Here is a 20,536-nt window from a genome sequence, read left to right as displayed (position 1 = left end):
ATTCCGCCCGGGCCACCACGAATGGGCAAGCCGCACAGACAGAATGTGAAGTTAAAATGAGTAGTTAGCGACTGATCTTGTGGCATTACATGCCGCTGAATCACACCCTTCCTGCCTTACGACTCCAGCGTTGCAGGGAATTAATGATCAGCAGCAGGACAAACGAGATCAATAAGAGCAGCAAGGCTACGGCTGTAGCTCCTGCATAATCAAACTGTTCCAGCTTCGCCATTATGAGCAGCGGCGCGATTTCTGTTTTCATCGGCATATTGCCCGAAATAAATACAACCGAACCATACTCACCAATACCTCTCGCAAAAGCTAACGCGAAACCCGTCAGCAGCGGTGGAATTAGATCCGGCAGCAAAATGGTACGGAATATCCGCCATCGCCCTGCACCCAGCGTCGCTGCTGCTTCTTCCACCTCAGCCTCCAGCTCCTCCAGCACCGGCTGTACGGTACGTACGACAAAAGGGATGCCGATAAACATAAGTGCAAGTGTAATCCCGACCTGAGAATATGCCAGCTTGATGCCGAGCGGCTCTACAAATTGTCCGATCCATCCATTCCCGGCATAGATCGCTGTCAGAGCCACCCCGGCTACGGCTGTGGGCAGCGCAAAAGGAAGATCAATGACGGCGTCGAACAATCGTTTGCCGGGAAATTCATACCGGACCAGCACCCAGGCCAAAAGCAGGCCCAGGAACAGATCGATCAAAGCCGCTGCACCTGCTGTAAGGAAACTGACCCGGAACGAAGCCAGCACCCTTGGATTGGTAGCCACCTCGACCATCGTTGCCCAGGTCAATCCCGTGGAGTTGAATAACAGTGCCGTCAGCGGAATCAGCACTACCAGACTCAGATATAACACGCTGTAACCCATCGTTAACCCGAATCCCGGCAATGTTCGCCTTGCCCGGATCGCGATTCCCTTACTCATGCCTATTCATCCTCTCCGCCGTCAGCCGGTCAGGCTGGTTGGCCGCGTACAGCCCGATATGTTTACTTTGGTTTTTTGCTTTGATTGATTGGTTTGCCTTGATTGGTTTCTTTTGCTCGCTTTTGATGCTATCATCCTTTTATTCTCAGTTGCCCGGCACGTAGATCTGGTCGAAAATGCCGCCATCTTTGAAATGTTTGGCCTGGGTATCCCGCCAAGTACCAAAGACATCTTTTAACGTGAACAGCTCAAGCTTCGGAAACTGATCCTTGAATTTCTCCTTTACGCTATCCAGCGTAGGTCGGTAGTAGTTTTCGGCAGCAATCGTCTGGCCTTCTTCGCTATAAAGATATTTGAGATACGCATCTGCCACGTCGCGAGTGCCTTTTTTATCCGCATTTTTATCCACGATCGCTACAGGAGGTTCAGCCAAAATGCTGATAGAAGGCACGACGATGTCAAATTTGTCTGGCCCTAACTCTTTGACGGAAAGGAATGCCTCATTCTCCCAAGCCAGCAATACATCGCCAATGCCGCGTTCCACAAATGTCGTTGTCGCTCCACGAGCACCCGAGTCAAGTACAGGGGCATGTTTGAACAACTCTGCTACGAACTGCTTTGCCTTCTCTTCGTCGTTGTTGTTATGCTTCAGCGCGTAACCCCAGGCCGCTAAATAGTTCCACCGTGCTCCCCCTGAAGTTTTCGGATTCGGAGTAATAACCTGTGTATCTCCCTTGATCAGATCATCCCAGTCCTTGATGCCTTTCGGATTGCCTTTGCGCACCAGAAATACAATCGTGGACGTGTACGGAGAACTGTTGTGCTCGTATTTTTCCTGCCAGCCTGCGTTAATCAGACCTTTATCTTCAATCGCATCGATATCATAGCCCAGTGCCAACGTCACCACATCTGCATCCAGTCCGTCAATGACAGAACGGCTCTGTTTACCCGAACCTCCATGAGATTGTTTGATAGTCACTTCCTGGCCTTTCTCTTTCAGCCAATGGGCGGCGAATGCTTTGTTATATTCCTCATAAAGTTCCCTTGTCGGGTCATAGGAGACATTGAGCAGTTCAACTGATTTGCTGCTTTCCTTATTCCCGTCTGTCCCCGTTCCTGTTGCTGCGCCCGCTGCACTTGACCCGTCGTTATTTGATCCGCAAGCTGCCAGCACCCCCGTTAACACCAATGCCAGCCCAATCAGAATTCCTTTGTGAACTCTCTTTTTCATCATCTTACACTCCCCCCGATATAAACTTGCATGATCAACTCCAGGTCGGCAGAACAGCGATACGCATCCGAAAAGAACAAAAAGACGGAGGAACCCCCTGTGCACTCTTCCCTTCATCAAGTCATACCGACCCCTAAAGTCGTGTATGCTTCATCGGTAAAATGCACTGCGGTGTTCCTCCGTCTATACGGTGAGAACGTTATGCTGTTCACGTGATTGCATTCATGTGTCTGTCATGACCAATTCCGCAAAACAATCAGTCATTTTTATTATTCCTACCTGTTTAGTGAGTTATATACGTATAATAAAGGCAGTCTATAGGACTGTCAAACGTTTTTTCCGTTTTTTACCGAAAATCTGCAACTTTTACTCCTCTTGCTGCTCTCACCATAATTATGAACGATGAGACCCATACACAGAGCACCCCAGTTACGTAATCAGATAGATTCCGGCAGCAAAATTAATCATGTTACCTGAATCTCTGCTACTGGAAGCCTCGGCTTCTCCGGTTACATGGAGATTAATGATATGTTGAAGCAACCTTTTGGACAAAAGGGTCGTCTATAGGGGCAAATCACTTTAAAACAAAGGGATATGAACTCCCCGGAAAAGCGAGGCGACACCGAAATGAAGAAAAATATGATTGCTGCTCTCACCGCAGGAGCTCTGCTTACACTCTCATTAAGTGCAGGCCCACTCCATGCTGCACCGTCTAAATTTATGGATATTCAAGGCGTTCCAGGCGCGGACAAAATTGAATCTCTGCATCAAGAGGGATTGATCAAGGGGGTTAGTGACAACTTGTTCAAACCAGAAGAACAGCTGAATACAGCACAGGGTGTTCAACTGATTGTGGACGGACTGGATTTAAACCTGAACGCCATTCGTTTTATCAAAATGCCTGTGCCGAGTGATTATTTCTCTGCTGTAAAAGATGGCGTCTGGTACAGCGATGCTTTCATCCGTGCGCAGTACAACAGCATCAAGTTGCCACAAAATATCGATCCGTCCAAACCGCTTACCCGTGAACAGTACACCCTGTTCCTGATGCAAGCTATCGAGGCAAAAGGTGGTCTGCCTATGATCAAAATCCAGCCGGTAGACATCGCGGACGAGAATGAACTTACACCAGAGTACCAAGGTGCGGTACAGCGTTCCTTGGTGCTGAAAATCAGCACATTGGATGCGAATGGACAGTTTAATCCGAAACAAGCAGTAACTCGCGCTGAGGCTGCTGTGATGATGTACAATGCCCTGGAGCACATGGAATCCTTCTTTACACCGCAAATCCCGGAGACACCGGAGAAGTAGAGCTGTTCTTTGGGCAAAAGTGTAACATCGCGAAAACCCGCACCTTTCTTCCCTAGGGAGGGTGCGGGTTTTTAATATTCAGTCTTGATGTGGCTTGGGTCAGTTGGCAATGGGGTATTGTAAACCTTTTATCGGCCCATGATAACGCAGCCTGAATTATTAAATAGCAAAAAAGCGAGCAAGACCCCTCCATAAAAGGGTCGTACTCGCTTAGAATATCACTGCTTATAATCCATGTTTTGATGGCTTAGAAAGAACCTTTTACAACCACTTCGGACAATGGGAAGCGACCTGATGGACGAGCTGGCTCAGCAGCTTTACCTACAGTGATCAGCAATGTTGGTACAAAGCGTGCAGGAATGTTAAACGCTTCGATCAATTGTTGCGGGTTGTATCCGCCCATTGGGCAAGTGTCGTAACCCAGGGAACGTGCTGCCAGCATAATGTTTTGGGAAGCAAAGGAAGCATTGCGGATCGCTTCATCACGAGCGATTTGCGGGCTTTGGTAAGCACCGTTAATCTGACCCACCAACGCGTCACGAACTTCAGCAGGCAGTGCGCCAGCTTCAACCGCTTGATCGTAGATGAATGTATTGCGGTTCGCTTCCAGATCACCAAGAACGGCAATTGTAACGGAGCTGTCCACTACTTGTGTTTGTCCGTAGGCGATAGGCAACAATTTTGCTTTGTCTGCTTCGGATTCAATCACGAGGAATCTCCAGTGTTGAAGGTTCCAGGAAGACGGCGCTTCGGAAGCTGCAGTCAAGATTGCGTTCAGGTCTGCCTCTGGCAATACAAAACCTTTTTCATACTTTTTAACCGCGTGGCGTTCGCTGATGACGCTCAGTGTTTCATTTTTTTCAGTAACGGACATGTGTTCCACTCCTTAGTTCTGTTTGGAATATTATATTTTTACGTTCGCAAAGCACGCCTTGAAAGCCATTCCGCCCCAAGCACAGGCCTTCCGAAAATAACATCAGCGCAGACGAACGCTCCCCATCTGTGTTCACGTTATGCCCGGAATTACCTCAACTTTCAAACCACTTCACACCGGAGCATACGCCTGTTTACACTTCTCCCCCACGCCTGGCTAAGCCAGATCATGTTGCACTTCGTGCATAACATTCACAATACCAATCAGGACTTCTCTTTGGCAGATAAACCTTCTATCGGAAACGGGCCTTCTCCACGCTCAATGCTTTGCTGCACATCATGAATGGATATGCGATCGAAATAAGCACTTAGCGCCTCTTCTCCTCCATCGTATATAGCTCCCATCACACCCTGCATATTAGAGGAAACTTTACACGGTGAACCCGATTCACCTGAACACCAGCTTGGCCCCAGTGAACCTCCAGCGACAAGCCTGTATACTTCTCCCAGCTTAATCTCTTCACTCGGACGGCTAAGCAAGTAACCGCCATGAGCACCTTCCTTCGTCGTCAGGTAACCATGTTTACGCAGAACACTCAGAACCTTGCGGACTCTGGCCGGGTGTGTACCCACACTTTGGGACAGGTCTTCACTGTTGGCCATACACTCGTTTCTCATGGATAGAAAAACAAGACAATGCACCGCAATGGTAAATTCGCTGTTCATAACTTACTCCCTTCCCGGCATATAGCACCGATGAACTTCAATCCAAGGTAAGTATAACTGTCATTATATGAATAACAGTTATGTTTGTCAACTTTTGCTTTGATCGTAATCAAAGAGCCGATTTCCTTGTTATATCAATACTTACACTCTCTCGATGTTCCGCTGAAAGCTGAATCAAAATCTGATATTTGAATATGTTCTATGCATAAAAAAGTGAGCCTTTCGCTTCGCGAAGGGCTCCAATAAGATAGACATATGAAAGGGCTTACGTGATTATTATAATCGGTAATCCCCATTTTGAAAACGCTTTTTTTGTAAAGTTTTATTTTATTCCGAATAGGGAGTCATCAGGTTATTTTTACAAAGACTATTGCTAAAACTAATCTCATTAGTTATATTACTAACATCATTAGTTTTTGGAGGTTTTCCGATGCGTATTGTCCGTGAATTCGATGTTCACCAAGTCTCATTTCTTCCCCGTCTCTTTCCTGTAAATGTCTATCTTGTTGAAGAGGAACAAGGCTTGACTCTGATTGATGCAGGCATGCCATTTAGTCTCAAAGGTATTCTGGAGACAGCCGCTTCCTTGGGGAAACCCATCACCACCATCATCCTGACCCATGCCCATGCGGATCACGTTGGGGCGCTTGATGGTCTCAAGGATGCGCTCCCCGATGCCGAGGTATGCATCTCTAGCCGAGATGCCAAGCTGTTAACCGGGGACACAACGCTGTTGCCGCACGAGCCGCAGACCCCGGTACGCGGCAGTGTGCCCAAAGGCGTCCGTACGCAGCCGGATCGCCTGCTCGAAGATGGCGACCAGATCGGTTCGCTGGTCGCCATTGCTTCTCCAGGCCATACGCCTGGGCATATGGCCTTCATGGATAAACGCAGCCGAGTATTGATCGTCGGCGATGCGTATCAGGTGCGCGGAGGCCTCGCCGTGTCCGGCCGCGTTCGCCCGCTCTTCCCGTTCCCTGCGCTGGCCACGTGGAGTCGCGAAGCGGCACTAGCCAGCGCGAAGCGCCTGGCGGAGCTGGAACCGTCCGTGCTGGCCGTTGGCCACGGACGGATGCTTCGCCAGCCCGCGGCGGCCATGCGCGCGGCAGTCGCTGATGCTCAGCAGCGACTGCAACCAGCCGGGGTGCAGCAATGAGCCCCCGGCAAGGTCTGGATCGTGGCGCGCTGCTAGGCGCCGCGGCCCAGATCGTGGACAGCGACGGCTTTGAGGCGCTGACCCTTGCCGCTCTAGCGAAGCGGCTGGATGTGCGCTCGCCGTCGCTCTATAACCACATCAGCGGGCTTCCCGGGCTTCGCCAGGAATTAGCGCTGATGTCAGTGCAACAGCTTGCCCTCGCCGTAAACGCGGCTACGGCGGACCGCACAGGCGACGAGGCCATTCAGGCCATCGCCGCTGCTTATATAGGCTTCGTTCGCCAGCATCCCGGGCTCTACGAAGCCTCATACCATGCACCCGACCTGAATGAACCACAGCTCGTGGCATGCAAAACAGATCTGCTGAACATGCTGCTGCATACCTTCCAGCCATATCCCCTCACCGAAGCACAAGCATTGCATGCTGTTCGGGGGTTGCGCAGCCTCTGCCATGGTTTTGCCTCCATTGAGGCACAAGGCGGCTTCGGCATCGATTTCAGTCCGGACGATAGCCTGCGTCTGACCGTGTCCGCCTTTCTCCACGGGCTGCGCCACCTGTCCGAAGACGTATAAACAAGGGCAAAGCTCACTCTGTCGGGGCATACTCCCGCATGTTTAGATTATCGTTCCTATGCACAGGAGGTAAACGTTTCTGGAGAACACTAACGCTAGGTAATCAAACAAGAGAAAACAACCGCTACACTCGAAAGCAACCGAAAAAAGGCAGATACTCTCGGGAACTGAGCTATACCAAGTAACCAAACGAAGGAAAACACTCTCAGGAACTGAGCTATACCAAGTAACCGAAGTCTGTGTACCAAACGAACGAAGTTTCCGCACCGCTTGTAGCTCCTAGCACAAGCGGTGCCACACTTTATGGCAAGAGTGAACTCAGCGTGATCAGTCTTATGTACATGCGGTGAGGGAACACGCCGAGACCAGCCTAAGTATCCAAGCAAAAAAGAACAGTTGGGACACGAGCAAGTAACCAAACAAGGACAGAGGATCCGAAACCTGCTACACCCAATAACCGAAGCCCGTCCAATCAAACGAACAAGCTTTTCGTAACGTTAAAATTTCCCGCACCGCTTGTAGCTCCTAGCACAAGCGGTGCCACACTTCATGGCAACCATGCCTACAACTAAGCTAACCTCTGCCGCCTGATCCGTTGAATCTGACCATTCTACTATAATCCCCCTCGACAAAGTTGAGGCTTCATACGTTCAATTATAATTCTAACGATCACCACAGACCTTATATGCTCGATAAACAGCCTTTTAAAATTCTAACGATCACCAGAGACGCTATTCTCTCAAAATCGGGCTAGAAATCGTGATAAAGACCGAAAATTCACAAAATAAGGTTTCTCCTGATCGTTAGATTTAAAATGAGCCGAAAATGCGGCAAATAAGCTTCCTGGTGATCGTTAGCCTATAGAGCTTGTGCGCAGGAACACGAGCAGGAGGTTAATGAGTTTAGATACACCACCCCACGCCTGTACATCTGTTCCAGTAATGCCTTCTTAATGCGGCCGTTAGTACATCTACATCTGTTAGTACAGCCGGTCCATTTCCTCTTATTCGAATAAACGATAACTCAGCGGGAACAATACTAGAGCGTGTCTTGAAACCTACTGAAGTGCACATTCCCCTTTTCGCCCCCTGCTAAGTCACTTTCCCTTGACGTGACCCGGCACGCCTGCGGGAAACTCCCTTGCACGAAACGAAAATTCGGCAAAATCTGCTTTCTTCAGATTTTCCAGACACTCCCTACATATTTTCCAAATGTAAACGATCATCATCGACTTCGGTTTTAAAATATATGCCTTCTATCGAACCGCTGCGTTTGTGCTATAATAGGAACTGAAAAATCAGGTCAATTTGTATCTTATCCGATTTAGCGGATTACATATCATTGTAGAAAGAGGGCGTTTACGTGGCTCAAATCTCTCCGTACTATCTTCAAATCGGGGCGACTGTTGGCATGCTTGTCATGGCCTTACTTGCCATCTTCATTCGTATGAAAGCCAGCCACCGGCCGGTCACCATCCGTAAAATTATTATTCCGCCGCTCGGCATGAGTACAGGCTTTTTTATGTTTGTTGTTCCGGAGACCCATGTTCCATGGTTGTGGGCATTCATCGCTCTGCTGGTCGGCTGGTTTATTTTCTCGTATCCTCTCATTCGCAGCACCAAGTTTGAACGCGTAGGAGAAGAGATTTTTGCCACACGTTCCCGCAGCTTTGCCTTCATTTTACTAGGACTTCTGGCTGTACGCCTGATTCTGCATGAAGTTATCCAGCGATATGTCAGCATTCCGCAAACAGGCGGCCTGTTCTTCCTACTGGCGTTCGGTATGATTGTGCGTTGGCGTGTATATATGTACAAACACTACAAGGAAGTGCTCGCTGTTCAGAACTAAACGGTAGCTAAAATCCCCCGGCACTACCCTGATTTTTTTAGGTCTAAAGCAATTAGAATTTAACAATTTAACAATCAAGGCATTGAGCATCTATCAATCATCTCGATCACATCAACATCATTTTAAAAAGACACGTTCAACACACCATTAAAAGGTGCCAAGAACGTGTCTTTTGCTTTTGCTCTACTTTTTCTCTACAATTGTTCTGCTTTTGCTCTACTTTTGCTTTTGCTCTACTATTGTTATAGTTTGTTCCAGCCTTTGTTTAGCGCCTTTGGTTTCACTTTTGCTTTTGTTCCAGCCTTTGCTCTTATAACCCTATTCATGCTTTTGTCTTTCGACATCAGAATAGGAGAATCGCAGGCTGCAACGACTTGATCAGAACTGTCATGCGGAAATCGTTTTTGATCGTTGGAATGGAGGGATTAATTCATCCTTCAACTCAAATGATCTAACTCCACTCCATCTATTCAGGGTCGGCAACCTTCACCAGCTGTTTGCCCAGATTATCTCCCGAGAAAAGACCCATAAACGCTTCCGGCGTCCGTTCGAAACCTTCCACAATATTCTCTTCATATTGCAGCTTGCCTTCCTTGATCCATTTTGCCAACTTGGCACGGCCTTCCTTGAAAGACTTCGTGTAGTCGCCCAGCAGGAAACCCTTCATCAGCGCCGTGTTCGTTAACAACAACGTCTGTGGGCGCATACCGATGTCCGGCTTCTCCAGATTATAAGACGAGATCTGCCCGCACAGCGGAATACGTGCATTCCGGTTGATATGACGCAGCACCGCATCCGAAATGTCGCCGCCGACATTGTCGAAATATACGTCGACCCCGTTTGGACAAGCCTTTTCAATCGCTGCCGACATATCTTGCTCTGTCTTGTAGTTGAGTACGACGTCGAAGCCAAGCTTTTCTTTCAGATAAGCGCATTTATCTTCTGAACCTGCGATCCCTACCACACGAGCCCCTACAATTTTACCGATCTGGCCTGCAATCATACCTACAGCCCCTGCCGCTCCAGAGACCACAACGGTCTCTCCATCTTTGGGTTTGCCGATATCCTCCATGCCGAAATACGCGGTCAAACCTGTCAGGCCCAAAGCACCGAGATAAGCTGTAATTGGAGCCTCGTCCGAATCAATCAGCGAAAGATCTGTCGTATTGACCGCAGCATATTGCTGCCATCCCCACATCCCCGTAACCAGATCACCTTTGCGCAAATTCGGCTCGGATGATTCCACGACCTGCCCAATTGCGCCCCCCTTAATAACTTCGTTCAAGGCGTACGGCGCTGCATATGATTTCGTATCTTTCATTCGCCCCCGCATGTACGGGTCAACCGACAAATATAATGTACGAACCAGCACTTGCCCAGCCTCCGGTTCAGGTAACGGTGCCTCAACAAATTCAAAATTCTCTTTGGAAGGAGCCCCTTCAGGACGGGACGCCAGTACGATCTGTTTGTTTACACTCATCAAAATAACCTCCTGATTCCCAGTGGCTTCAAGGTCAGCCCTTGTCATCTGCAGTAACGCAGGTTACCACTGGCTCTATGTTGATCTTTCATAATAGTTTAAACCGAAACAGGCGGATCACAAACGTGGGCCGCCCGGAAATATATTAATATCTTCACATGATTGCTCTAAACCATGCGTAGTATCGTTTTTTCAAACATCCTTATTAGGAATCTCAGTCACCCAGCCTTATAGCTTTTCTGAACTAACTTTACCTAGCAACCACCTTATTGTTCAGTCAAAATGACCGGGCCATCGGCTGTAATCGCAATCGTATGTTCATACTGGGCGGACAGGCTTCCATCCAATGTACGTGCAGTCCAACCATCTGAATCCAGCTTACTGCGGAATGTTCCGATATTCAACATCGGTTCGATGGTGATCACCATGCCTTCCTTGAGACGTGGGCCACGATGCGGTGGGCCATAGTGAGGCACCTGAGGTTCTTCGTGCATCTTTTCCCCAATGCCGTGCCCAATAAATTCACGAACGACAGCAAGACCTTCTCCTTCAGCATACTGCTGAATCGCATTGGAGATGTCTCCGATCCGGTTGCCAACAACCGCGAGCTCAATGCCTTTGTACAGGGAATTTTTCGTCACGTCCAGCAGATGCTGCGCCTTCGGACTTACATTCCCCACTGCATAAGACCAGGCCGAGTCCGCCAGCCAGCCATCCAAATTCACGACCATGTCGATGGTAACGATATCGCCGTCTTTCAGCGCATATTTTCCCGGAAAGCCGTGACAGATCACGTCATTAACCGACGCGCATGTCGCATAAGGATACCCGTTGTATCCTTTTTGCTCCGGTACAGCGCCATTTTTCTTCATAAACGCCTCTGCAAACTGGTCAATTTCCTGTGTAGTGATTCCCGGACGAATCAGTTTTGCGATCTCTCTATGGCACGCCGCCAGGATTTCGCCCGCTTTTTTCATATATTCAATCTGTTCTTTGGTCTTTATCGTGATCATGCCAACTACTCCTTGTCCGTTATGATCTTATCCTGTCTTCTATTGTAACGCGAAACGCTCAAAATAAAAAACTCCCTTAACTTAACCAACATCCTATTATACGCCAAGCTATGAATGGAGGAGTACCTTTTTTCGCAAAAACACGAAACCCGTCTTGGATAAGCCACGTATTAGCATAAAATAACTGAAAACGAAAGGATGAACGACTCATGTTTAAGAAGCTCATAGGCAAACTTATCGACTCCAAGTCCTCATCTCACCACAAACGTTACAGTTCCTCCAATAGACGATCCTATAAAAAATACAGCAGTTCCTCCGGCAAACGCGGCTACAAGCGCTATTCCTCATCCGACATGAAGTACAGGGATCAGCGCCAGGGATCAGGTTATTACAAAAACAGAAAACACAGCTCCAGCTAAACGTAACAATGGATCTTGCCGGAACGGAACACCTTGGCTTGATTTTGACTTGACCTAGCTTGAGCCTGACTCTCAGACTCCAACTATAATAAAGGGATGTTCGCCGATACCGTACTCACGGTCAGCAGAACACCCCTGTTTTTTTATAAATACGCGCTAAGCCTCGTCCGCTTGCACACTTAGATCTTAAAGCAATAATAGCTTCAAAGATTGCATCTCTCGCTGAAGCTCTCCTGCCCCGCCCTCATAACCCGGACGAAGCCCGAGGAGCCGCTCCAGCATCTCATGCAGTTCAGGCGTAAGCTTAAGCTCTTCCTGCCAGCTGGCAGGCATGCTGCCTTTCTCCGGCTTGTAGGCGGAGTACAACATGAAAAGTAGAAAATGACCGATATCCTGCAGATCCTGATCCGGAATAGCCGGTTCATCTTCAGGCTCAGGCACATCTTTCATTCGGCGTTTTAACTCTGGCAACAACGGCTCCCCCAAGCGCCTTGCCAGGCCAAAATCAATCAAATGTACGCGTCCCTCTCGTACAATGACGTTAGGTATTCGCACGTCGCCATGAATGAATCCCTGCTGATGTACATGAGCTACCGGAGCCAGTAGCTGACAAGCGAGCTCCACGCATTCACGCTCTGTATATTGCTGACCTTCTTCGAAGATCAATTGTTCCAGCGTCTGTCCCCGGACATACTCTGTCACCATATAATTCCGTCTTCGCACGTTAAAGGTATCCAGAAGCTTAGGAATCGCCGGATGAAGCAAATGCTGTAACACATCCGCTTCCCTGCTCAGAAGCCTCGCAGCAAGCCTGCCCTTACTCGGCTTCGATTCCTTTAACGCGACTTCCCCTCCCGTCTGCTGATCCACGCACAGATAGGTCAATCCGTAACTCCCCATACCTAGAAGCTCCCGTATCACATAACGATCCCCTATGATCGTCCCTTGCCGCCCAGGGCGGTCTGTAAATAATCCGAGCAATCTTTGCCAGCTACGCTCCAGCTCCACGTTGCCTCCCACGCCAGCTTTCTGGTGTCTGATCAAGTTTCTCTACCCTGTCATGAGAAACGCCTGATCAGCGGCTGGACTTCATGTTGTATTGGAGCTAATTATAGCAGGCTGTATATGTGAAATCACAGTCATCCATAATGCAGAATCATTTAAGCCTCTTTATGTTTCTTCGGCATCAGGCCAAACAACATGCGAAGCGAAGTGATTTTGGACTTCCGTTTGCGGCCCTGATAACTGCGCAGATTAGTCACGAGTTCGCGATCTCGTTCTTCCTCCAGTTTTTCGTTCATCCACTGACGTTGCTTCTCCATCTGTTCCTGGAGCGCAAGATGAGTCTCCGCCAGGTGCTGGAGTGTCAGTTCCAGTTCATCCACCCGGTGCTGTAACACCTGCACGCGATCGTCCTCTTCCGGCTTAGGTTCAACCGCACCGTAAGTGACCTCACTTACAAGCTGGCCGAGTCCTTCATAGGACCTCAATTGCCCGTACTGATCCACTTCCAGCGGCGGTAATGGATTATTAGATCCAGATAAGACGGTACTGGCTGCAGCACACTCTTGCTCTGTTTGCTCACGAATGGCTTGGATAGACTGCTGCTCTGTTTTCCCTTCTGCTGGGGATAGCACCGTAACCACTGCATCAGCCAGCGGCAGGTTATGCTCTCTAAGCTCAGTCATTAGACGTTCAATGCACTCGATATCATCGGATTTGAACAATCTGGATTTATTCGCAGAACGTTCGAAACGATATCCCTGCTCCTCAAGTGCTGCCGCATATTTACGAAGAGTACTGGCACCTATCCCCAGGCTCTTGGCCGTTTCCGTCGTTGCTCCTACTTCTTCAATCATCATGAATTCCCTCCCGGTATGAAGTCTTTTGGGCTTGCAAAATAACGACTTTAGGCGCTCCTGCAACGAACTGTCATCGGATCGGGTGACCTATCTCTTGGCACAACATTGGACTGTGAACATGAAACTTAAACAACTCCCAAACAACCTTCCTCAAGGTAACCCATCCAGTTTCTCTTGCATGTCGGTAAGTATTCGTCAGTTTACTCGCAGAACCCTTTGACGGTTTAGTTCTGTTTCTGAGGATTCATAAGAAGTTTTGTCAGGTACATATTTCGTATAAAATCCTCGTCATCCGACAAGTTACAGGAATGCTGTCGTGTCGAAAACCGGTTATGCAAATGCCGTCTAAATTTCGTGGTGAAACGAATTGATGTCAATTTTGTTAACTCCATTACTCCAATACGCTCCCGCGACAGAGAGAATCATTGCTGTATAGCTTTTCCATGTGTTATCTTATGTAACGTAGAATTGAATGCCAGCATAAAATAAAGCACTATACTTAACATAACAATAATCAAGTAACGGATAAATCCAATGTAAACGGAGGCTGAAGGCAGTGTTAGGCAAATCAGGGAAAGTGGCGGTCATCGGGGCGGGTCTTGTAGGTTCAAGTTGTGCATATTCGATGATCAATCAATCGATATGCAGGGAGATTATGATGGTCGATCGGACGTATGACCGTGCGGTAGCACAGGCACTCGATTTTTCCCATTGCATGGATTTTACACACAACCGAACGAAAGTATACGCAGGAACGTATGCCGATTGCGGCAGTATGGATGTCATCATTTTGACCGCAGGAGCCAATCCGAAGCCTGGGCAGACCAGACTGGATGTTCTGGAAGAAGCAGAATCCATTGCCAAAGATATCGTGGTTCCGATCATGAACAGTGGTTTTAACGGCATCTTTGTTGTCGCTGCCAACCCCGTGGACATTGTTACGTATATGATATGGAAATTGTCCGGTTTGCCGCGTGAGCGTGTCATCGGGACGGGAACTTCGATCGACTCTTCACGGCTCAAAACACTGCTCTCCGAGGTATTCTCCATCGACCCGCGCAGCGTACACGGCTATGCACTCGGTGAGCACGGCGAGTCCCAATTTGTGGCTTGGTCCCATGTTACCATTGGCGGCAAGCCTATTCTGCACATTTTGGATCAACACAAGGAACGGTTCAAACATCTGGATCTGGACGATATCGCCAAAAAAACGAAGGATGCGGGCTGGGAAATTTTCACTCGCAAGGGGTCGACCCAGTTTGGCATCGGGAATGCACTTGCCCATATTACTCGCTCCATCCTGAATGACGAGCATAAAATCATTGCCGTATCCGCGATTCTTGATGGCGAATATGGACAGCAAAATGTTTGTGTAGGAGTCCCTGCAATCATTGGGGAGGGCGGTATTCAAGAGATTATCGAATTAAATCTCGATCAAGCGGAGGTTGAGAAATTCGAGCGTTCCTGTGAAATTTTGTCCGGTAATATTAACCGCCTGACCATCGCCTAAGCCTCTGTAAATTCTGAGTAGCAATAGGTCTACACTCCGAGCTTCTTGCAAAATAGAATACAAAAAACAACCTTCATCTCACCGTATCGTGGAAATGAAGGTTGTTCTGCTACACCTATCTTTTTTAATCCGTTGGACTCAATCCAATTATTTATACAAGCATCTGGTATTAGTTAGATCCAATTCGTGGCTCATCAGCAGGCCCCCATTGCTGGAGGACACGCTTCAGCTCGCTTAGCATAACGGGTTTGCTGATGAAATCCCTCATGCCGATCTCCAGACAAGCCTCTTTGTCTTCCCGCTTAGAATTGCCTGTTACGGCAATAATCGGAGGAATCCGATCCTCAGGAATCAGCCGGTGTAACAGATTTGTGGCTTTGAGCCCGTCCATCACAGGCATGTGAATATCCATAAGCACAATATCATAGGCATTCTGCGAGATGGCGTCAATTGCCTCGACACCGTTGGTACACACATCTGCCTGATAACCCAGTTTCTCCAAATATTCCTGCAAAATCTTCCGGTTAACCGGATGATCTTCCGCCACAAGAATCCGCATGGCCACCTTGTCACTTTGACGTGTACGGTCGTGCTGGAACTCACTTGCCGACTTTTCCCCTGATGCTTCAACACGGGTCGTCGGAATCGCAAACCGGAAAATGGAACCTTTCCCTTCAGTACTTTCCACACTGATACTGCCGCCCATAATCTCAACAAGTCTCTTGGAGATCACAAGCCCAAGTCCTGTTCCGCCATATTTGCGGTTGATTACCGGGTGCAGCTGGGAAAACGACTGGAACAGTTGATCCAGCTTGTCGGCAGGAATCCCTATCCCTGTATCCTCCACGGCAAAATCCAGCACACTGTCCTCAGGTCTGCTTCCCTTGATAATATCGACGGTAACATCAATGCTTCCCTGATCTGTGAACTTCAGCGCATTGCCAACAAGGTTGACCAGAATCTGACGGATTCGCATCGAATCCCCTGCCATATAGTCAGGGATACTTGGATTCAGACGGAAACGAATATCCAGATGTTTCTCGTCCGCTCGCGGCTTGAACAACTCCGCGACCTGCTCCAGCATTTTGCGGAGCGAGAAAGGCTCGTAGGCCAGGGCCATTTTACCAGACTCCAGCTTGCTGAAGTCCAGAATATCATTCAAGATGTTCAGCAGTGCATCGCCGCTTTCTTGAATGATCTGAGCATACTCTCGCTGCTCCTCTGACAAGTCTGTACCCACCAATAGCTCGGTCATTCCTACAATGCCGTTCATCGGTGTCCGGATTTCGTGACTGACGAGGGACAGGAACTCGGACTTGGCTTGTGCAGCCAGCTCGGCTGTCTCTTTGGCGCGAACAATTTCACGTTCACCGGTAACGTCATTAAAGACAACTACCGCACCACGAATCTGACCCTCATCAATAATCGGAGTTACTTGATACTGTACGAGGAAGCTACTGCCGTCTTTTCGCCAGAACACATCCTCCGTCACTGAACGCGCATGTCCATCGAGCACCGTCATATGAATCGGACATTCTTCTTTTGGAAAATAACTTCCGTCTGCACGGGTGTGATGGATAATTGGGTGTGAACTTTTACCAATGAATTCATGAGCGTCATAACCAAACATGGATGCCGCAGCCGGATTCATGAACATCGTAATGCCATCCGCATCGAGACCGTAGATTCCTTCGGTAACGGTATTGAGAATCAACTCATGCTGCTTGCTTAACTCCTGAATACGCTCCGTGTACTCCTTACGCTCCGTTATATCGGATACAATGCCGTAGGCACCCACCATTTCGTTATCTACAATAATGGGCACATTGGTTACTGAAACTTCGATCTTTCGGCCGCTAGAACTCACAACACGTGTCTCGTAGTACTGAGGCTGTCCCTGCTTCACAAGCTCGAAGGAAACTTCGCCTTTATGCACTTCTCTCTTGTCAAGATTAGACAAGAAGGACTGTCCAATCAGCTTGCTACGCGGGATATCGAGCATCTGCACCATATTGCTGTTCACCGCGCTATACTTGCCTTCCAGATCCAGGGAATAGGCCGCCGCCGGATTATATTCAAACAAGGATTTGTAACGCTCACGACTTTCCCGAAGACGTCTGTCCGCATCCATTTGCTGAGTAATATCCCTGCTTATACTGACAATTTGCACTATCTTACCATGTTCGCCAGCTACGGGCTTCGCCAATGTCTCCATCCAGATATAATGTCCATCCTTGTGTAACACTCTCATCTTACATCCATTACCAATATGCGAAATGAGCAAAGGCTCCGGATAATCCCCTGGATAACAGTAAGATTTAAACGATTTTCCCGTGACTTCCTCCGGCTCATAACCCAAAAGTGTACGGACAGATGGTGAAACATATAAAAGCTCGCCATCCATGGTACAGGTTGTAATCAGATCTTGTGCATGTTCTGCAAGCACCTGATACTTCTCCTGTGTCTCCTGTAGTTCTTGTTCGATGATCACCTTGTCTGTCACATCCTTGGCAATGCCGTAGATGCCAACGACTTCGTCACCTTCTGTAATCGGTATATAGGTCACCTGTGCATGCTTCACAGAACCATCTTTATGATAGAAAGCCATCGATTCACTGACTGAATGTCCAGCCACGACATCTTCGATGAATTGTATTCGTCTCTTCTCGCTTTCAGGCGGGCTGATGCGATCCCGACTCACCCCTGCAAGCTCTTCAATCTTGTAGCCGGATAACCGTTCAAAGGAAGGGTTCGCATCGATATGATTCCCTTCAATGTCCATGACATAGATGGCATCCGGGTGATTAAAAAACAATGATCGGTAAGAGCTACCCTCAGAAATAATTCGTTTCAGGGTTTCCGTTTTATTACGATCCAAAGGCCTACCCCTCTTTTCTCAGCCAAATCTTCTTTTCACAATGAGTTTGCGCCACTTTTGGCTGTAAACAGGCTTACCCTCGAATAACCATGTTCGCCTAACTAGAAACAGCTTTTTTTATTTTACCAGATTCTCGTCTAATTTTGCTTATATTAGAGGATAAAATTCACTTAAATCTGGATGAAAAAATTGGGATATTCATTCTAAGCGTAAACACAAAAAAACTGAGGCTGCGGGCACGCCAGTTCATTGGATGCCCAGCCTCAGGGGAGATTTATTGATTATTCTCATTGCACAACTACTTTATACTTCCTTCTTGGAAAAATAGATCAGACCGATCGCAATAAACAGCACGGCACTGCCACCAACTACGGTTAAAAGTGTACCCAGGGGAACATTGAACGCACCGAACCCTGTTCCCTCAATGGGAAGCATAAGAATCATCGGCTGTGCCCATGGATAATATGGGCCGTATGTTGCGGAGTTTGCAACCAGAATGTTAGGTATCGTGAGCGCGAAGTTCAAGGCAAGCGGCGCGGCGAAGCTGCTCCAGACCAGGGACACAAACATCTGTAATGCCGCCAGCGGGATACATGCCAGAAGTCCAAGCAGCATTTTGCTCACAAGGAATTCCCAAGGCACCGGTGATGCCATCCCATGAATCAACCCTGTCAATACGATGCTTCCCAATAAAAGCAACTGTGTAAATGCCAAGAGCAGTAACACAATTGTGAATTTACCTAAATACACACCTGTACGTGTAAGTGGCAGAACCAAGAGCTGTTTCCATCCACCTCCCGCATGTTCAAAGCGACATACAAATGAGGTGAACACACCTGTCAGCATTGGCAACAAAAGCATACCGTGAATCATCACCATCGCTGACATCAATGCAATCCAATCACCCGATGGGGAAGAGAGCAGACCGATGAGCAGTGCGATTAAAGGACTGATCAGGACCAAAAGCGAGATTGGCGATTTGGCCATTTTCAAACGTTCCGCTGATAAGATACGAAGATAGGTTGTCGCAAAATTCATATCAGGCCACATCCTTCCGGCTGAAGTGCATCATGCCTGTCAGCAGAATGATGATGCCTAAACCTGCACCCATTCCTGCGTACAGATACGCGTTAGGGGCACTCCACGCCATCTGTGCCCAAGCCAGTGGGAATTGGGGAGAGATGCTGAGAGAGAACATACCGGTGATGGCAAGAATAATACCAAATGTAACCGGTAGCGCCTGATTTTTGGATACCAGCGTAAACCATAACTCAATAGATAACACCGGCAGTGCACCAGCAAGCGGCATAAGCCCCAGCTTCAGTGCCTGTGTCCAAGGAATTTCTTTGGCATCGAAACCAAGCACAAGCCCAAGTCCAACAACACCCACGGTTAACAATAAACATGAGATCATTAGCAGCACACAAGCCAGCAGAAACTTTGCAAGATAGACAGCTGGTCTTTGAATCGGCATGGCCAGAAGTTGCTTCCACGACCCCTGTTCATGCTCTATTCCGGCGATCATCGAACTTAAAATGGTTGCGCCCAGCATTAAAGCGAGCGGCACAAAAACAACCACGTTACCCAGCAGACCTCCCCACAAATTGTCCGCATACTGCTCTTTCAGATAATCCAGTCGCAATCCGAAATTTAGTGCCTGCATTGCTGTTAATCCAATCGGGGCCAAAAACACCAGAAACCAGATGCCTTTGCCACGAATTTTAAGCCAGTCGGCCGATAATGCACGTCCTGTCATAGGGAAGCCCCCTCGCCAATGACACGCATGAAGAGATCCTCCAAAGACTGTCTCTGTTCTTCAACCCGGTATACATCATGATCCTGTTCAATCAAACGGCGTACCAGTAGCGCCACTGCGCTGTTATCCATATAGGGAAAGGTAAGCTCCGCACCCTGTCTCTGACCAAATTGTCCCTGCTCACGAGCAAGCTTCATGGCTGCCTCCGGTTCCGATACCGTGAGCCTGATCGAGCTGCCTGTCTGACTGTGCAGACTCGCCATCGTATCCTGCATCACCATTTTGCCATCTCGTATGATGCCGACACGGCTCGCCATCTGCTCCACTTCACTCAGCAAGTGACTGGATACAAGAACGGTAATGCCATGCTCCAGCGGCATGCGTTTGATGAGCTCTCGAATCTCCTGAATACCTGCCGGGTCGAGTCCGTTTGTTGGCTCATCCAGAATAAGTAGCTCCGGGTCGCCTAATAGTGCACTGGCAATACCCAGACGCTGTTTCATCCCGAGAGAGTATCCTTTTACGGCGCGTTTAGCATCTTTCGTCAGATCAACAATGGATAGCACTTCGGCAATTCTTGATTTCGGCACATTGATAATACGACGCAACACTTCAAGATTCTCTACCGCATTCAGATGTCCATAATAGGAAGGGTACTCCACTAGAGAACCTACGCGACGTAAAATATCCATGCGTTCCTTCCGAATATCTTTGTCGAAAACCCGGATGACACCTTTGGTCGGTTTGATCAATCCAAGAAGCATACGGATCGTTGTTGTTTTGCCGGCCCCGTTGGGACCAAGGAAGCCGTAGATATCTCCCTTTTTAATATGAAGGTCAAGTTCACGAACCGCAGCACGGTCCTTGTATGTTTTCCATAAATTCGCTGTTTGAATAATATTTTCACTCACCATTAATCACCTCGGAACTATCGTAACCCTCCAAGGTTAAAGCAAGCGTA

18 protein-coding genes are annotated in these 20,536 nt (G+C 48.3%); 5 read left to right on the top strand and 13 right to left on the bottom strand.

Features of this window, described 5'->3' with window-relative positions; translation table 11 throughout:
- Window positions 1-100: 100 nt before the first annotated feature.
- From cysT to AC1VYS_RS02645, 3 genes are all read right to left on the bottom strand, one after another.
- On the bottom strand, window positions 101-940 hold the full coding sequence (cysT, locus tag AC1VYS_RS02655) for a sulfate ABC transporter permease subunit CysT (protein WP_482912886.1): 840 nt from the start codon (window positions 938-940) through the stop codon (window positions 101-103).
- Between the two features lie 145 nt (window positions 941-1,085).
- A complete protein-coding gene (locus AC1VYS_RS02650) occupies window positions 1,086-2,171 on the bottom strand; it encodes a sulfate ABC transporter substrate-binding protein (RefSeq protein ID WP_482914889.1) in 1,086 nt (361 codons plus the stop codon).
- 429 nt (window positions 2,172-2,600) lie between these two features.
- Window positions 2,601-2,723 carry a hypothetical protein gene (locus tag AC1VYS_RS02645; RefSeq protein WP_482912885.1) on the bottom strand — a complete coding sequence of 41 codons (123 nt, stop codon included), beginning with the start codon at window positions 2,721-2,723 and terminating at the stop codon, window positions 2,601-2,603.
- Between the two features lie 75 nt (window positions 2,724-2,798).
- On the opposite strand from AC1VYS_RS02645, the gene AC1VYS_RS02640 reads away from it, so the two are divergent.
- Entirely contained in the window at window positions 2,799-3,482 is a 684-nt protein-coding gene (locus tag AC1VYS_RS02640; RefSeq protein ID WP_482912884.1) for an S-layer homology domain-containing protein, read from the top strand.
- A 247-nt stretch (window positions 3,483-3,729) separates the two neighbouring features.
- Here the strand turns inward: AC1VYS_RS02640 and AC1VYS_RS02635 are convergent, their stop codons facing one another.
- Window positions 3,730-4,356 (bottom strand): nitroreductase family protein, encoded by a 627-nt coding sequence (locus AC1VYS_RS02635; protein WP_090918698.1) that lies wholly within the window; start codon window positions 4,354-4,356, stop codon window positions 3,730-3,732.
- A gap of 263 nt (window positions 4,357-4,619) precedes the next feature.
- Window positions 4,620-5,081, bottom strand: coding sequence for an RrF2 family transcriptional regulator (locus AC1VYS_RS02630; protein ID WP_482912883.1), 462 nt, complete (start codon window positions 5,079-5,081; stop codon window positions 4,620-4,622).
- A 430-nt stretch (window positions 5,082-5,511) separates the two neighbouring features.
- Here AC1VYS_RS02630 and AC1VYS_RS02625 point away from each other — a divergent pair, with 430 nt between their 5' ends.
- The 3 genes from AC1VYS_RS02625 to AC1VYS_RS02615 all read left to right on the top strand — a co-directional run bounded on the left by AC1VYS_RS02625 (window position 5,512) and on the right by AC1VYS_RS02615 (window position 8,657).
- Window positions 5,512-6,237 carry an MBL fold metallo-hydrolase gene (locus AC1VYS_RS02625; protein WP_482912882.1) on the top strand — a complete coding sequence of 242 codons (726 nt, stop codon included), beginning with the start codon at window positions 5,512-5,514 and terminating at the stop codon, window positions 6,235-6,237.
- Window positions 6,234-6,809 carry a TetR/AcrR family transcriptional regulator gene (locus tag AC1VYS_RS02620; protein ID WP_482934464.1) on the top strand — a complete coding sequence of 192 codons (576 nt, stop codon included), beginning with the start codon at window positions 6,234-6,236 and terminating at the stop codon, window positions 6,807-6,809. Before AC1VYS_RS02625 ends, AC1VYS_RS02620 begins: the two co-directional genes overlap by 4 nt.
- A gap of 1,362 nt (window positions 6,810-8,171) precedes the next feature.
- Window positions 8,172-8,657 (top strand): CcdC family protein, encoded by a 486-nt coding sequence (locus tag AC1VYS_RS02615; RefSeq protein ID WP_186809802.1) that lies wholly within the window; start codon window positions 8,172-8,174, stop codon window positions 8,655-8,657.
- Window positions 8,658-9,123: 466 nt separating this feature from the next.
- Here AC1VYS_RS02615 and AC1VYS_RS02610 read toward each other — a convergent pair whose 3' ends face one another.
- The 4 genes from AC1VYS_RS02610 to AC1VYS_RS02595 all read right to left on the bottom strand — a co-directional run bounded on the left by AC1VYS_RS02610 (window position 9,124) and on the right by AC1VYS_RS02595 (window position 13,428).
- Entirely contained in the window at window positions 9,124-10,137 is a 1,014-nt protein-coding gene (locus AC1VYS_RS02610; RefSeq protein WP_482912880.1) for an NADP-dependent oxidoreductase, read from the bottom strand.
- Window positions 10,138-10,403: 266 nt separating this feature from the next.
- Entirely contained in the window at window positions 10,404-11,150 is a 747-nt protein-coding gene (map, locus tag AC1VYS_RS02605; protein WP_482912879.1) for a type I methionyl aminopeptidase, read from the bottom strand.
- A gap of 605 nt (window positions 11,151-11,755) precedes the next feature.
- Window positions 11,756-12,613 (bottom strand): serine/threonine protein kinase, encoded by an 858-nt coding sequence (locus AC1VYS_RS02600; RefSeq protein WP_482912878.1) that lies wholly within the window; start codon window positions 12,611-12,613, stop codon window positions 11,756-11,758.
- Between the two features lie 116 nt (window positions 12,614-12,729).
- The gene (locus tag AC1VYS_RS02595) at window positions 12,730-13,428 is read right to left on the bottom strand and encodes a hypothetical protein (RefSeq protein WP_482912877.1); all 699 of its coding nucleotides are present in this window, start codon (window positions 13,426-13,428) and stop codon (window positions 12,730-12,732) included.
- A 559-nt stretch (window positions 13,429-13,987) separates the two neighbouring features.
- On the opposite strand from AC1VYS_RS02595, the gene AC1VYS_RS02590 reads away from it, so the two are divergent.
- Window positions 13,988-14,941 carry an L-lactate dehydrogenase gene (locus AC1VYS_RS02590; protein WP_482912876.1) on the top strand — a complete coding sequence of 318 codons (954 nt, stop codon included), beginning with the start codon at window positions 13,988-13,990 and terminating at the stop codon, window positions 14,939-14,941.
- Window positions 14,942-15,110: 169 nt separating this feature from the next.
- Here AC1VYS_RS02590 and AC1VYS_RS02585 read toward each other — a convergent pair whose 3' ends face one another.
- The 4 genes from AC1VYS_RS02585 to AC1VYS_RS02570 form a co-directional block, all read right to left on the bottom strand.
- Complete coding sequence (locus AC1VYS_RS02585; RefSeq protein WP_482912875.1) at window positions 15,111-17,819, bottom strand: PAS domain-containing hybrid sensor histidine kinase/response regulator; 2,709 nt, start codon at window positions 17,817-17,819, stop codon at window positions 15,111-15,113.
- A gap of 303 nt (window positions 17,820-18,122) precedes the next feature.
- On the bottom strand, window positions 18,123-18,857 hold the full coding sequence (locus AC1VYS_RS02580; RefSeq protein WP_482912874.1) for an ABC transporter permease: 735 nt from the start codon (window positions 18,855-18,857) through the stop codon (window positions 18,123-18,125).
- Window position 18,858: 1 nt separating this feature from the next.
- Complete coding sequence (locus AC1VYS_RS02575) at window positions 18,859-19,575, bottom strand: ABC transporter permease (RefSeq protein WP_482912873.1); 717 nt, start codon at window positions 19,573-19,575, stop codon at window positions 18,859-18,861.
- A complete protein-coding gene (locus AC1VYS_RS02570) occupies window positions 19,572-20,486 on the bottom strand; it encodes an ABC transporter ATP-binding protein (protein WP_482912872.1) in 915 nt (304 codons plus the stop codon). Before AC1VYS_RS02570 ends, AC1VYS_RS02575 begins: the two co-directional genes overlap by 4 nt.
- Window positions 20,487-20,536 lie beyond the last annotated feature (50 nt).

Source organism: Paenibacillus sp. G34 (assembly GCF_056856875.1).
This window is presented reverse-complemented; position numbering and strand designations above follow the sequence as displayed.

Coding starts and splice junctions, on each gene's coding strand:
- cysT (WP_482912886.1), bottom strand. CDS start 940: ATGAGTAAGGGAATCGCGATCCGGGCAAGGCGAACATTGCCGGGATTC.
- AC1VYS_RS02650 (WP_482914889.1), bottom strand. CDS start 2,171: ATGAAAAAGAGAGTTCACAAAGGAATTCTGATTGGGCTGGCATTGGTG.
- AC1VYS_RS02640 (WP_482912884.1), top strand. CDS start 2,799: ATGAAGAAAAATATGATTGCTGCTCTCACCGCAGGAGCTCTGCTTACA.
- AC1VYS_RS02635 (WP_090918698.1), bottom strand. CDS start 4,356: ATGTCCGTTACTGAAAAAAATGAAACACTGAGCGTCATCAGCGAACGC.
- AC1VYS_RS02630 (WP_482912883.1), bottom strand. CDS start 5,081: ATGAACAGCGAATTTACCATTGCGGTGCATTGTCTTGTTTTTCTATCC.
- AC1VYS_RS02625 (WP_482912882.1), top strand. CDS start 5,512: ATGCGTATTGTCCGTGAATTCGATGTTCACCAAGTCTCATTTCTTCCC.
- AC1VYS_RS02620 (WP_482934464.1), top strand. CDS start 6,234: ATGAGCCCCCGGCAAGGTCTGGATCGTGGCGCGCTGCTAGGCGCCGCG.
- AC1VYS_RS02610 (WP_482912880.1), bottom strand. CDS start 10,137: ATGAGTGTAAACAAACAGATCGTACTGGCGTCCCGTCCTGAAGGGGCT.
- map (WP_482912879.1), bottom strand. CDS start 11,150: ATGATCACGATAAAGACCAAAGAACAGATTGAATATATGAAAAAAGCG.
- AC1VYS_RS02595 (WP_482912877.1), bottom strand. CDS start 13,428: ATGATTGAAGAAGTAGGAGCAACGACGGAAACGGCCAAGAGCCTGGGG.
- AC1VYS_RS02580 (WP_482912874.1), bottom strand. CDS start 18,857: ATGAATTTTGCGACAACCTATCTTCGTATCTTATCAGCGGAACGTTTG.
- AC1VYS_RS02575 (WP_482912873.1), bottom strand. CDS start 19,575: ATGACAGGACGTGCATTATCGGCCGACTGGCTTAAAATTCGTGGCAAA.